Origin of the sequence: Gynuella sunshinyii YC6258 (assembly GCF_000940805.1) — a bacterium.
GTDB classification, from domain to species: Bacteria; Pseudomonadota; Gammaproteobacteria; order Pseudomonadales; family Natronospirillaceae; genus Gynuella; species Gynuella sunshinyii.
In genome coordinates this window covers 3217288-3230835 of sequence record NZ_CP007142.1, presented here as the reverse complement: position 1 = coordinate 3230835, position 13548 = coordinate 3217288, and the positions used below count along the sequence as shown (strand labels likewise).

Sequence of the window (13548 nt, the reverse complement as noted above, 5' to 3'; positions counted from 1 at the left end):
ACTAACCTCCCAATTGGAATTTCACATCTTCGGCCGGTTCGCCGACCATGAGTAAAGCTCCGATATCAGCGGCATCCCGTCCCTCATAGAGCACTTCATACAACCCGGACACGATGGGCATGGTAATACCGAGCTCATCAGCCTTCTCCTTTACCATTCGAAGAGTATTTACCCCTTCTGCCGTTTCTCCAGTCATTTTGATGGCTTGTTTGAGATTGTGACCCAACCCTACCTCATAACCCACCCTAAAGTTACGGCTTAATGGTGAAGTACAAGTGACGATGAGATCCCCTACTCCGGCCAAGCCAATAAAAGTCATCGGATTAGCCCCCATATGCTGACCAAACTGACTCATTTCAGCAAGACTCCGGGTAACTATCATTGCCCGGGTGTTCTCTCCCATCCCCAATGCAGCTGCCATTCCACTTGCAATGGCATATATGTTTTTCAGTGCTCCTGCCAGCTCGACACCAAACGTATCGGGGTTGCCATACACCCTAAATTTGGGTGTACTCAACAGCTTTTGGACGATTTTGCGTATGGTTGGGTTGTAAGTTGCAACAACAGTGGCAGTCAACTGCCCTTCCGCTATTTCCTTCGCCAGATTAGGACCACTCAGCACTGCGATTTCGTTCTTAGGGGCAATTTCCTTAAGCACCTGGCTCATTAATTTAAAACTGCCATGCTCTATACCCTTGGTCAACGATATTAAAGGAGCCTTCTGGGGAATAAAACGAATCGCCATTTCCATGACAACCCTGAAAGCTTTTGAGGGCACGGCAACAAAAACAATATCTGCATCCTGGCAGGCATATTCTAGATCATCAGTGGGGATCAGGTTCGGGAGCAACTCATAACGAGGTAAATAACGGGAATTTATACGGGTCTCAAGAATTTCCGACACCTGTTTTTCGCTACGCATCCATAGCTTAACTTCCCGATCATGTTGAGCAACAATATTCGCCACGGCAGTGCCAAAACTACCACCGCCCATTACACATATTTTTTTGATTGTCGACACAGAGAGTCCCGTTTAACTTTTCTTTAACTAAGGTTAATGATGACTGTGTTCCAGCGCATAAACCAGATCTTTAAACTGACTGCGATTGTGGTCATTGAGGTCCATAAGAATTTTGTGTGCTTCAATCACTCTTTGTTCAGCCGACTTTTCTGTGCATTCGACTGGGGAGACTTCTGCCAGATGATAATCTTCTTGTTGATAACTAGCAGCGATTACAAAAACCTGATCCTTAAATCCCATAGACAGGAGGATACGGGTGACATCATCATTAGTGGAAATCAAAGTGGGGATATGACCAATACGCTGTTTGGTCTTGATGGATATTTTGGCAAGAAGTCCAAGGGAAGTACTATCAATACATTCAGTCTCCGTTAGATCAACCACTACTGACCTGAATGAGGCATCGGTATACATACGCGAGAGACAGTCCTCGATAGTATTACATAAGGTCATCCTGACATCACCGACCAATTTCAATACCCAGGTGCCACAATGCTCGGCAACCAAAATTCTACCTACCATCAGATCAGCCCGATGTTGTTAACAGATAAAAGTGTAATATCATCAGGAATATCTTCAACATTCCCCATACCAAAATGCGCACATATTTCGCTCAGCGAATTGTTACTCTCTGTAATTATTTCAAGCAGACGAGTCTCTTTTTGTACCAGAGAAGCCTCATCCATAATTTCCAACAATCCATCCGAGCACAAAAACATGCCCGACACATCGACCAAGCTCTTTTCCCGATTTTGATAAACAGCTTCAGGCAGTAACCCTACCGGCAAACCGTCTGTTGGTAACGCCTCTGCGTCGTTTGCCCGTTTCAAAATAGGTGTCGGGAAATGTGCGGCGCAGGAGTAAATCAGCTTTGCCTTAGCGCTGTCAATAACTCCAACAAACATTGTTGCATGTCGATCCAATCCCATTTCAATCAAATACAGGTTCAACCCCGCAAGAATGCGGCTGGGATCGCTTAACTGATCATGAACATCGGACTCCCAGCTTCCCCTAAGGCTTTGTAAATAATTCTTAATCAACACAGTAATGATGGCAGAGGAAACACCGTGACCGGAGACATCGGCAATAAAGAATAAAAACTGATGATCATTCAGCTCAAAGTAGTCTACAAAATCACCACTCAAATAATGAGATGGAAAAATCTGATGCTCAAGCCGGTAATTGTGAATCACTGCTCTATTGTCTGGCAGCATCTTTTGCTGGATCTTGCGACCAGCTTTTAAATCAGCCTCCAACTGCTGATTTGTTTGCTCAAGACGAATACGATAGCTTTCGTTCTGCTTCATTAAATTGGCAGCACTGAGGTTTTTCTCAATAGAGTGCTCTAACACAGCCAAATCAGATAGCGGCTTAACCAGATAATCACTGGCACCCAGTCTCAATGCCTCGACGACATCGCTCATTACTCCGGCACCAGAAACAACAATAAATGGAGTATTCGGACTTTCTTCCAAAACAGTTTTGAGGACGACCAGCCCATCAATTTTTGGCATTTTCAGGTCACATAACACCAAGTCTGGCTTAGCTGACCTGAACAGCTTCAAACCATCTTCCCCATTACTGGCTTCTATCACTTCATACTGACTGTCTTCCAGGTAACCAACTACAGTGTCACGCACGGGTGACTCATCATCAATTATGAGTAGTTTTCCTTTTCTCATGCAAAATTAACCCATATTCGTCAGCATTTTAATGGCACCGGTTGTTCGCTCGGATGTAAAATATGCGGTGACAAAGCTACTCGCTTCATAAGTGGCAGGCAACTGTTAAATGTGGCTTTTGGGACCGGCATAAAAAATGCCAAGCTGAAGGAGGTCGACTATATTTAAGTGATACCAGAGAATCCGCTGTCTCTCTGCAAACTATAATGACAATAATAACACCAGATGAGGCACACATGTCCGCCTGGTAAGAACCGGAGGCTCATATGACCACTCAAGCTATTGATTATGTTGAAAAACGTGACTACATCCGCATGCCCATCAATGCGACAGCTAAAGTTCATCGCCGAAACATTCCTGATGTTGTTTGTCTGTGCAGAAACTTATCCGCCGCTGGCATGCTGTTAGAAATAGATCGCGAGCTCCCTATTCATTCCAGACTCACAGTAACGCTTCCCTCCCAAACAGAAGGTTTCAGCTCTCTGGTTGCCAGCGTTATTGTAACTCGGTGCGTAGACTATCATGGCGACCGCTATTTGATCGGTGCCAGAATTGACGAAATCATGAATTAATCATCTCAGGTTTTTCGGCCCTGGTGGTTTTTGCCTCCAGGGCTTTTTAGCGATTTTCTGTATCACCCCAACTAAAAAGACTCATCCAGAAACTCTTCCTCACTTCCGTCAGAGTTATCATTGACAAAGTCATCCTCCACAACCCCATCCCGGACGTTATATTCTCTGATCTGCAGGTAAAAGTCCCGAATGGCCGAATATTTGTCCCCCGTCAACATAGACTCGGAGTCCAACAAAGCCGCCCTTTTGTCAATTCCCTGCACAACCGTCAACGATACTTGGGCACTAGCATCATCCACTATCCAGGTAGTCGGCTTAGTTAAGGTGTCAACAACCAGTCCCCCTGCATCTCTGACCGTTGAAGGACCCAATATAGGTAACACCAGATAAGGCCCACTCGGTACATTCCACTTCCCTAAAGTCTGGCCAAAGTCTTCCTTGGTTTTCTCCAATCCCATTGGGCTTGCTACATCCCAAAGGCCCGCTACCCCAATAGTGCTGTTGATTAAAAACCTTCCGGTGCTTTTAAAGCCCTGACCAAACTTGCCTTGCAACAAATGGTTCGGAACGGTTGTTACTTCACCCAAATTGGAAAAAAAATTGGAAACACCCCTCTCAACAAATTTGGGCGCAACCCACCGATAGGTTTTGGCAACAGGCTTAACAACAAAATGATCCAGGGTATCGTTAAATTTGAAAACAACCCGGTTGAATCCTTCATACGGATCGGCGGGATTGCGATCTTGGCTGGCAAAACTGGCCATACTGCACATAAACGTCACTATTAATAACAGTGGCGGGGCATAGTAATTCTTGTTCATTGGTCAATCCGATTGGTAAACAGCGTCATCCTGCAGCAGATGATAACAAAGTAATGCAGGCAACAAATCAAACAGTCGATTCATTGACGGTGAATGCTACTCAAGCACTCACACCAGAGCAATTGTCTACCAAAAAATTGACACAATAAAGACTTTAATTTCAGCAACACCTTATATAGCCGTTGCCTTCTGACCAGACTGAATTCTCGATAGTAACTGAGCTTCAGCCCGACCAAGCCCTGTCTTTTTCATAATACTGACAACTACATTTTCTTCTTCTAATGGCTTGGATGAGGAGGGGGTGGAGACAGGCTTAACGCTGTTGGCATATGCTGAAATACGTGTGTTCTGCTGGGTTAGTTGCTTTTCAACTCTAATCAACCGTTTTCCAATGCCTATCGCTCCCTGATTTACGGCATTGACGTAGCTTTGTAGATCTTCAATCTGCGTCTGGTAGCTTTTTTTGAGCTTTCTGAAGCTCACCCAAAAAATACCCAGCATCAGAACCTGTAAAATCACAGCAGCCACAATCAGCAATTGCGAAGCCGTAATAGAAAAAAATAATAAGGAGAAGTCAGCCATAGGATCTACCAGTCGAATTATTGTCGCTTAAAGGACTCTTAGCAGAATATGTACCAATTTGATTAGGATGGCAGGCTGCAGCGGAAACATAAAGCAACTTCATAAACTAATCGCGCCCTTCCATCTGATCATGTTTCTTCAGACATAAAAAACGCTTCTTACGAAGCGTTCTTACTCAACTCGGTCTGGTTTCAGAAAACAAAAAGAACTTACAACTCCGAAATTTCCTGCCATTCTTCTTCAGACATCATTTTTTCAAGCTCAACCAAAATAAGTAACTCATCGTTCTTATGACATACTCCCTGGATAAACTTCGCACTTTCTTCATTACCAACATTCGGTGCAGTTTCAATTTCAGATTGACGCAAATAAACCACTTCAGCAACTGCATCTACCAAAATCCCCACAACCTGTTCGTCCGCCTCAATGATAACAATACGAGTATTATCGGTTACTTCAGTCGAGGGCAAGCCAAAACGCTCACGGGTATCAATCACTGTTACTACATTGCCGCGAAGGTTGATAATACCCAACACATAACTCGGGGCTCCTGGAACCGGTGCAATCTCGGTATAGCGCAAAACTTCCTGAACCTGCATGACATTAATGCCATAAGTTTCATTGTCCAACCGAAAGGTCACCCATTGCAAGATGGGATCCTCAGCACCCTTAGTGCCTTTAGTCGTTGTCTGTATAGTCATTTTTCTCCCGACTCCTACAACGGGTCATAAACATAATTTAAGCATAGATCGCATTATTCAGGTTGTCAGTAAATTAACCAGCTTTTTCCAATAATCCATTGATAAATGCATCTGGATCAATCAACGCACACATATGTTTTTTTATTGTTCCAGCGAGCCAGGCACGGGAAGTCCGGTTACTTCGCCAGTTTACCGTTGAGGGATCAATCATTTCACTACCAACCACCTCGTGAACCCCCATTGCCCAGTCTGAACCATAGAAGCTGATCGCATAGCGCAAATTCTCTTTACTCTCCTGACGATATCTTTCCGGCATCACCAGCAATGCGGTATCGGTGATTCTAATGTTACGTTGGTCATGACTGCGCATTAACCCAAGCAACCAATCAGGTCCCTCAAATAAAGAGGTCACGGTTTCATTCAATGGATAAATCGTTCCGAGCATCATCATAGGGACCGCCAAAGACAAACCATCTACCCGAAAAATCAAACAATCAAACCGTTCCTCAGCCCATGCCGGCCGACCATTGCTTTGCCATTGTCGAGCAGCTTTCAGTGTTTCATCACCAACGATATGAGCCTCAGGTTCCTGCTCTTCAACCTCCTTTATAGAACCTGTCTGCGCAGGCTGGGCCTGACGAAAAAGTGGTTCTGGTTCTGGTTCTGGTTCTGGTTCTGGTTCTGGTTCTGGTTCTGGTTCTGGTTCTGGTTCTGGTTCTGGTTCTGGTTCTGGTTCTGGTTGAGATTGTGTGTTGGCAACAATAACTGGCGCAACTGTTTCCATTTCCTCTTCAACCTGCTGCGAAGTTGCATCAAACAACATACTGTCGAGATACGCCGACAGTGCAATATTTGGACTGGCCTCAAGTACATCAACAGGCTTGGGTTCGGACTGCTTGACACGCATGGCAACTCTTCCCACTTTTAACAGGTCCCCAGCAATACACCGGCCCGCTGCAGACAAAATTGCTGCAACCGACTTTCTGGTAAAACGCGCACCATCGACAATAATTGCAGGGCTGCCACCAGACAATGAGCACCTGCAAGTTGTTGACTGACAACCACCAACTGCTGATCAATGGGAACGGCGCTTAAAAACAATGGTGGTGATTCGGATGTCGCTTCACTCTGCACAGAAGATGGCAACAACAAGGACAGATAATCACTCACCACTTGCTCTGTCATGGAAATCATCTTATCCCCCTCCGTTTTGCAGCGTTTCCAACAAGCTGCGATATTTCTGTGCTGCTCTCGAATTCGGGTCGATGGCATTGATCGCCAAGCCTTCTTTACTTGCATCCCGGAGCTTAGTGTCTACCGGGATCATCGAATTCCATACCTTATCATCATAGTCCTGTTTCAACATTCTGAGACATTTTAATGACGCCTGAGTACGTCGATCAAACATGGTAGGAATAATCAGATACTGAAAACTCTTCTGTCTGGACTTCATAACCATATCCAGAGTATGAACCATGCGCTCCAGACCTTTTAACGCCAAATATTCTGTCTGAACAGGGATCAAAAGTCGCGCACAAGCGGCCAAAGCATTAATCATAAGCACTCCCAACAATGGAGGACTATCGATCAACACATAATCGAAATCGTCCCACAATAATGCCAGAGTTTTGGACACTACCAAGCCCATTCCATCTTGCTGGCTGATATTGCGCTCAAGCGTGGCCAACGCCGTACTGGCTGGCAACAACTGTAATCCTGCGTGCGGGGTGTCTACGATTATCTGCTGTGGTAAATATTCCGGGATTTGTCCTTTATGACAGAATAAATCGTAACTACTATGCTGTAACTCGTCCGGATTGTATTTGAAATAAGCCGTCATGGACCCTTGGGGATCGAGGTCAAACAACAACACCCGTTTACCCTGTTCCGCGAGTAACGCACCCAGATTGACAGCCGTTGTCGTCTTGCCGACACCACCTTTTTGATTTGCCACTGCCCAAACGTGCACAATTACTCTCCTTCCCCAGGGTTTACAGACTCAGTTTTCGCAAACAGGCTGGATGCTTGTATAACCACCCGCCGATTCATCGTCCGCCCTTGGGGCTTATCATTATCTGCAATCGGTTGATACTCACCATAAGCCAGGACGGACAATCGTCTTGGGTCAATACCTGCCTGCTGAAGATATTCAACGACAGCAACAGCTCTTGCGGCAGATAATTCCCAGTTTGATCGAAATTTTCCATCGATCACTTTTTGATTGTCGGTATGTCCTTCCACTTGTATCGGCACATCCTGATTTTTCATGAGCTTTGCAAGCTCATAGAGTATTGCTTCGGAAGCCGGCGTCAGCACTGCAGTACCAGACTTAAAACTGAGATCAGAATCAAGTGTCCAGGACACCCAGTTTTCCGATCCGGAAACTGAAAACAAACGGTCCTGAATCTGTTGTTCAAACTGAGTCTCCATTGACTGTTTTATTTCCAGCAAACTACTCGGTGCCGGATATTGCTGATCGTCATTGCGTAACTCAACATCTGGCAATGGAGGTATATTTTCAGGTGTCGTCAACAACGAATCCCCTTTGGGAACAAGCTTCATATCGATAGGTTGACGACTGCTTGGTGACACGTCAAAAATCTTCACCAGCGTATTGGTATAGTTTTCAAACTTGGCTTTGTCCACCTCAGAAATGGCGAACAAAAATGCAAAATAAGCAAACAGTAAAGTCATAAAATCCGCATAAGACACCAGCCAGCGATTCACTCTCTGATTATTAGTGCGACTGAAATGACGATAGGCCATTATATGAAACCCCGCAAACGCGTTTCGAGATTTCGAGGGTTTTCACCATCAGCAAGACCTGAACAGCCTTCCTGAACCATCGAATAATAACGGTCCATATCACGACCGTGATTTTTAAGCCTCTGAGCAATAGGTAGAAAAATAAGATTGGCACTGCCAACACCATAAACGGTCGCAACGAATGCGGTGGCAATTCCGTTCCCCAACGACTCAGGAGACTCAATATTCGACATGACCTGAATGAGACCGAGAACAGCTCCTATGATTCCAAAAGTGGGAGCATAACCACCAATACTTTCAAAGAACTCAGATGCCTCGTAAATTTTCTCCTGCTGACGCTCTTGATATATGGAAAGATGGTTCCGGATTTCCGAAGCCGTGCGGCCATCTGTTGCCAGCTGAATTCCTTCCCGCACAATTGGGTCCGAAATTTCCACCAACTCCTTATCCAGCGCTAGAAAACCATGACTTCGGGACAGTTGAGACCAGCGCTGAAACTGTTCAATGGTCGCATTAAACGAAGGCTCGCTAGACAATGCCTGAGAAAGAGTTTTTACTGAGTGCCAGGCTCTTTCTGGATGAATCTGTGCCATTGCAGACAAAAGCGATCCACCTAAAACGATAGAAAATGCCTGTAAATTAAGTAGAGAGGTGACGTGCGTGGCATCTAGCATATAGATAAAAAAAACGGAGGCTATTGCCAGCACCATCGACAGAATAGAAGACATGTTGTATTCCTTTCCACAGCACAGTGGTTAATCTCTATCGGCAAAATGAAAGACAGACAGTGCCGACAGCACCTGATTTACAGCAGGTATCGCCTCAACTGCCTTTGGTCATCGCCACCATTTTACCGGCAATCTGGTCCAGCGGAACGATATCGTCCGCAAGATCTGCCTTAACCACTGCAGATGGCATGCCATCTATGACACAGGTCTTTCCTTCCTGTGCCCAAATATGTGCACCACGGGCTTTTAACAGGCGGGCGCCTTCCTTACCATCGCTGCCCATTCCTGTCATGACAATAGCCAACACGTTATTGGAATAATATTTCGCCGCACTGCCAAAGGTAACATCAATGCAAGGCTTATAATTTAAGCGATCATCTCCTGCGAAAATTTTCACCCTGTTTTTGGCTGACAGCATCATTTGCTTACCTCCAGGTGCCAACAACACAGTCCCTGCCGCAAAACTGTCACCGTCTTCAGCTTCTTTAACCGTTAACGGACAAATTCCGTTGAGTCGTTCCGCATAAGCACCGGTAAATGCTGCTGGCATGTGTTGTATTACCAGTATTGGAGCATTAAAGCTTGCTGGGATCTGAGTCAGTACTTTCTGGAGCGCAACCGGCCCTCCAGTACTGGTACCGATCATTACCAGTTCAGGAGCACGAACTCTGACTCCAGCCTTTGCCACCGGCAACGGCCTAGCAGGAGCAGGCACGGCTGGTGCGGTTGTTTTTCGCCTGTGGGATTTAACAATATGAAGCAGCTTTTCAATTAACTGCTGGCGCAACAAACTCTGCTCATGGGCGACGTTTTCATAACCTTTGGGCAGAAAGTCCACCGCTCCGGCATCCAAAGCATCCAATGTAATGCGGGCACCTGCATGCGTCATTGAGGAAAACATCAGAATGGGCGTTGGTTGCTTTGCCATAATCTCGCGGACAGCAGTAATACCGTCCATCAATGGCATTTCGTAATCCATGGTAACAATATCAGGCTTAAGCTTGAGAGTTTTTTCTACCGCTTCTCTACCATGGCTTGCCTCACCAATCACAGTGAGATCAGGATGAGCATCGATGATGCTTTTTATCTGATGCCTGAAGAAGCTTGAATCATCAACAATCAATACCTTATAGGTCATTATGTATCCAAAAAATGTTGTTAATATTATTGGCTGCAAGCTGCAGTCTGAACTCTCATCAAGCGTAGTGTTTTAGCATACTGGGAACATCCAAGATAAGTGCAATTCTGCCATCACCAGTAATAGTGGCACCTGCCATCCCTGGAGTCCCATGCAGCATTTTGCCCAAAGGCTTAATAACCACTTCCTCTTGACCAACCAACTGATCAACAACAAATCCAACTTTTTGAGTACCTACAGAGACAACTACCACATGTGCACTGCCAGATTGACCATGCTGCGCCCCATTGATCAACCATGATCCCAAATGATAAAGCGGCAAAGGTTTGCCACGCACCACAACCACTTCCTTGCCGTCGACCACATTCGTTTTGCTGATGTCCAAATGAAATATTTCATTCACATTCACTAACGGCAACGCAAAAGCCTGATCTTTTAACATCACCATTAACGTTGGCATAATCGCCAGAGTCAGAGGCACTTTGATCATGATCCGGGTACCGCGATCAATTTCACTATCAATATCAATAGTACCATTCAGTTGCGTAATTTTGGTTTTCACCACATCCATGCCTACACCCCGGCCGGACACATCTGATATCTGCTCTTTGGTGGAAAATCCAGGGGCAAAAATAAGGTTGTAACACTCCTTATCACTCAAACGGTCAGCGGTATCCTGATCCATCACGCCTCTTTTCACTGCCAGGCTCTTGAGTTTATTGGGATCCATTCCTGCACCATCATCTTCGATAGTCAACAGAATATGATCCCCTTCCTGTTGGGCTGCCAGCACAATACGACCGGTCCTGGATTTATTTTTCTGCTCACGGACATCAGGAGATTCAACACCATGGTCAACAGAATTCCTAACCAAATGCACCAATGGATCAGCCAGTGCTTCAACCAGATTCTTATCCAGGTCAGTCTCTTCACCCACCAGCTCAAGATTAACTTCTTTTTTCAAATTACGGGCAAGGTCACGAACCACTCTTGGGAATCGACCAAAGACTTTCTTGATGGGCTGCATACGAGTCTTCATGACCGACGTCTGCAAATCAGCCGTAACGACATCCAGATTGGCAACGGCTTTCTGCAACCCCTCATCGTTATGCTGATCACTCAGGCGCACCAGGCGATTACGCACCAATACCAGCTCACCGACCATGTTCATAATGTCATCCAGCCGCTTGGTATCCACCCGAACGGTCGTTTCCTGAGCTGCAGCATTTTTCTCTGGCATAGTAACGACTGTGGTTTTGACTGGCGCTTTGGCAGGGGCGGCAACAGCTTTAGGCTCTGCAGCTTTGACAACCTCAGGCTTAGCGGCCGTAGTTTTGACTACCGGCTTTTGTTCAACAGGTTTGTCTGCAGGTTTTGGATCAGGCCTGGCCGTAACTTTATTTTCCGGCGATGGGGGTTTAGTGTTTGTAGGGACATTTTTCTGGGCTGGCTCTGAGGCTTCATTTATTGCCCCGGTAAACTTACCTTTACCATGCAACTGATCCAGCAGTGCTTCAAACTCTTCGTCGCTGATCTCATCCGAATCTGATTCAGCTCCAATACTGGCTACCTCTTCAGATTTGGTTACCGGTTCCTGCTCTGAGGCTTCCGCAGCCATGAATTTACCCTGACCATGAATTTGATCGAGCAATGCCTCAAACTCATCATCACTGATTTCATCCCCATCTTCCGCACCAGCCTCAAAAATAGGTTCTTTGGGTGCTGAATCCGATGATATCGAGGGCTTCTGAGCAGCAGGCTCTTGTGGCTGTATGGCGTCCAACAGATCCTCAAACTCCTGATCTGTTATGTCCTCTCCCGGTTTCCCTTTGGCAGTATCATCACCACCTTCATCAACGGCAGTTACAGCCTCAGGAACCTCTGGTTCCGCTTCGATCTCTTCAACCACCATAGGCTCATCACTACCATTTGCCAGATGATGCAATTCATCCAACAATTCTGCATCTGCCGGTTCAGGCATCACACCGCTACTGACACACGAAAACATCTCATTGACAGAGTCTAATGCGCGCAACACGGTATCCATTAACTCAGAAGTGACCCGCCGTTCTCCACGACGAAGAACATCAAACACGTTCTCAGCCGCATGACAACAATCGACCAAAGGCCCCAACTGCAGAAATCCAGCTCCACCTTTGACTGTGTGAAAACCGCGGAAAATGGCGTTCAGCAGGTCCGAATCTTCCGGGCTACGCTCCAACTCAACCAGCTGCTCACCAAGAAGCTCTAGAATCTCCCCTGCTTCAACCAGGAAATCTTGTAAGATTTCTTCATCAGCTTCGAAACCCATCTTTAACTCCTAGAAACCCAAACTTGAAAGGAGATCATCAACATCGTCTTGACTCGTAACTACATCATCGGCCGCATCCTTACTTATTTGAGGTCCATGTCCTTTAAATTGATCGGCCTCCTGTTTTTCGCTTTCTTCTGGTAAGTGAACGATGCCCGTGATGGTCTCCACTTGACTGGCCATAAAAATCAAGTCCACAAGACTGGCCTCCACTTCCTTGACCAAATTTGTAACTCGATGAATAACCTGCCCAGTCAGGTCCTGAAAATCCTGCGCCAGTAAAATACTCGACAGATTGCCATATAGATTTTCTGACTCATTGGCAGAACGCTCCAAAAATGCGTCCATCTCCCAATACAGATCCCGAAATTGATCTCCCGACATTTCACGATCAATCAACTTTCTCCAGTACTCACGCAGTCTTTTCGCATCCTTGCCTAGCTTATCGGCTACAGGCATGGATTCTTCCACCAAATCCATCGTCTTATTCGCAGCCTTTTCAGTCATATCAACAACATATGACAATCGATCGCGAGCATCGCTCATATCAGACATAGACTGCTTTTCAGATACGGTTTCGGCTTCGATATTGAAATTATTAATCGCATTATGCAGCGCACGGGTGAGCCGCCCCACTTCCTGGTACAAGCTTTGATCTCTAGCCTCTTGCAGAGACTTGATCACCGCCAATGCTTCGGGCATCTGCCCGTCAGTCAAATGCCGTTGTAACTCCTGAGTTTTGGATTTCAGCAGCTCTTCGAACTCTTGTTTCAAGCCATCATTGTTTAGCTGTTCCATGGGGAGCCTCTCGGATCAGCTGTTATCAACGCGATCAAATATTTTTTCTATCTTTTCTTTTAGTGCTGCAGCTGTAAATGGTTTGACCACATACCCATTGACACCAGCCTGTGCAGCGGCCACGATCTGATCCCTTTTGGCCTCAGCGGTCACCATTAGTACCGGCAATTTTTTTAACCGATCATCTGCCCTGACTTTTTGCAATAACTCTATACCAGTCATTCCCGGCATATTCCAATCTGTTACAAGAAAATCGAAGTCACCGCTCTGCAGCATTGGCCAGGCAGTATTGCCATCATCAGCTTCATGCGTATTAGTGAACCCCAAATCCCGTAAAAGATTTTTAACAATCCTCCTCATGGTTGAAAAATCATCCACAACAAGGATTTTCATATTTTTGTCCAAGGCGACCTCCCACTTTTATCTGA

16 protein-coding genes are annotated in these 13548 nt (G+C 45.8%); 1 reads left to right on the top strand and 15 read right to left on the bottom strand.

Annotation, left to right across the window (positions count from 1 at the left end; all coding sequences use genetic code 11):
* Position 1: 1 nt before the first annotated feature.
* Genes YC6258_RS13970 through YC6258_RS13960 form a run of 3 tightly spaced genes read right to left on the bottom strand, consistent with a single transcriptional unit; the run spans position 2 to position 2703 of the window.
* A complete protein-coding gene (locus YC6258_RS13970; RefSeq protein ID WP_082070721.1) occupies positions 2–1021 on the bottom strand; it encodes an NAD(P)H-dependent glycerol-3-phosphate dehydrogenase in 1020 nt (339 codons plus the stop codon).
* A 33-nt stretch (positions 1022–1054) separates the two neighbouring features.
* Complete coding sequence (locus YC6258_RS13965) at positions 1055–1543, bottom strand: STAS domain-containing protein (protein ID WP_044617527.1); 489 nt, start codon at positions 1541–1543, stop codon at positions 1055–1057.
* Positions 1543–2703 (bottom strand): SpoIIE family protein phosphatase, encoded by a 1161-nt coding sequence (locus YC6258_RS13960; protein WP_044617526.1) that lies wholly within the window; start codon positions 2701–2703, stop codon positions 1543–1545. The genes YC6258_RS13965 and YC6258_RS13960 overlap by 1 nt, the downstream gene beginning before the upstream one ends.
* 266 nt (positions 2704–2969) lie before the next feature.
* Here YC6258_RS13960 and YC6258_RS27345 point away from each other — a divergent pair, with 266 nt between their 5' ends.
* Positions 2970–3275, top strand: coding sequence for a PilZ domain-containing protein (locus YC6258_RS27345; protein ID WP_052830288.1), 306 nt, complete (start codon positions 2970–2972; stop codon positions 3273–3275).
* A gap of 71 nt (positions 3276–3346) precedes the next feature.
* Here the strand turns inward: YC6258_RS27345 and YC6258_RS13950 are convergent, their stop codons facing one another.
* From YC6258_RS13950 to YC6258_RS13895, 12 genes are all read right to left on the bottom strand, one after another.
* Positions 3347–4039, bottom strand: a complete 693-nt coding sequence (locus tag YC6258_RS13950) for an MlaA family lipoprotein (protein WP_211264683.1) — start codon at positions 4037–4039, stop codon at positions 3347–3349.
* A 228-nt stretch (positions 4040–4267) separates the two neighbouring features.
* Positions 4268–4678, bottom strand: a complete 411-nt coding sequence (locus tag YC6258_RS13945; RefSeq protein ID WP_044617524.1) for a hypothetical protein — start codon at positions 4676–4678, stop codon at positions 4268–4270.
* 209 nt (positions 4679–4887) lie between these two features.
* Positions 4888–5379 (bottom strand): chemotaxis protein CheW, encoded by a 492-nt coding sequence (locus YC6258_RS13940; RefSeq protein WP_044617523.1) that lies wholly within the window; start codon positions 5377–5379, stop codon positions 4888–4890.
* A 73-nt stretch (positions 5380–5452) separates the two neighbouring features.
* The gene (locus tag YC6258_RS30625) at positions 5453–6286 is read right to left on the bottom strand and encodes a chemotaxis protein CheW (protein WP_044617522.1); all 834 of its coding nucleotides are present in this window, start codon (positions 6284–6286) and stop codon (positions 5453–5455) included.
* 17 nt (positions 6287–6303) lie between these two features.
* Complete coding sequence (locus tag YC6258_RS13930) at positions 6304–6573, bottom strand: hypothetical protein (protein ID WP_044617521.1); 270 nt, start codon at positions 6571–6573, stop codon at positions 6304–6306.
* A 1-nt stretch (position 6574) separates the two neighbouring features.
* Entirely contained in the window at positions 6575–7348 is a 774-nt protein-coding gene (locus tag YC6258_RS13925; protein WP_044617520.1) for a ParA family protein, read from the bottom strand.
* Between the two features lie 2 nt (positions 7349–7350).
* Positions 7351–8145 (bottom strand): OmpA family protein, encoded by a 795-nt coding sequence (locus tag YC6258_RS13920; protein WP_044617519.1) that lies wholly within the window; start codon positions 8143–8145, stop codon positions 7351–7353.
* Entirely contained in the window at positions 8145–8873 is a 729-nt protein-coding gene (locus YC6258_RS13915) for a motility protein A (protein WP_044617518.1), read from the bottom strand. Before YC6258_RS13915 ends, YC6258_RS13920 begins: the two co-directional genes overlap by 1 nt.
* A 94-nt stretch (positions 8874–8967) precedes the next feature.
* A complete protein-coding gene (locus YC6258_RS13910; protein WP_044617517.1) occupies positions 8968–10011 on the bottom strand; it encodes a protein-glutamate methylesterase/protein-glutamine glutaminase in 1044 nt (347 codons plus the stop codon).
* Positions 10012–10069: 58 nt separating this feature from the next.
* Positions 10070–12322, bottom strand: a complete 2253-nt coding sequence (locus tag YC6258_RS13905) for a chemotaxis protein CheA (protein WP_044617516.1) — start codon at positions 12320–12322, stop codon at positions 10070–10072.
* 9 nt (positions 12323–12331) lie between these two features.
* On the bottom strand, positions 12332–13120 hold the full coding sequence (locus YC6258_RS13900) for a protein phosphatase CheZ (RefSeq protein ID WP_044617515.1): 789 nt from the start codon (positions 13118–13120) through the stop codon (positions 12332–12334).
* Between the two features lie 15 nt (positions 13121–13135).
* A complete protein-coding gene (locus YC6258_RS13895; RefSeq protein WP_425402634.1) occupies positions 13136–13513 on the bottom strand; it encodes a chemotaxis response regulator CheY in 378 nt (125 codons plus the stop codon).
* Between the last annotated feature and the right edge of the window lie 35 nt (positions 13514–13548).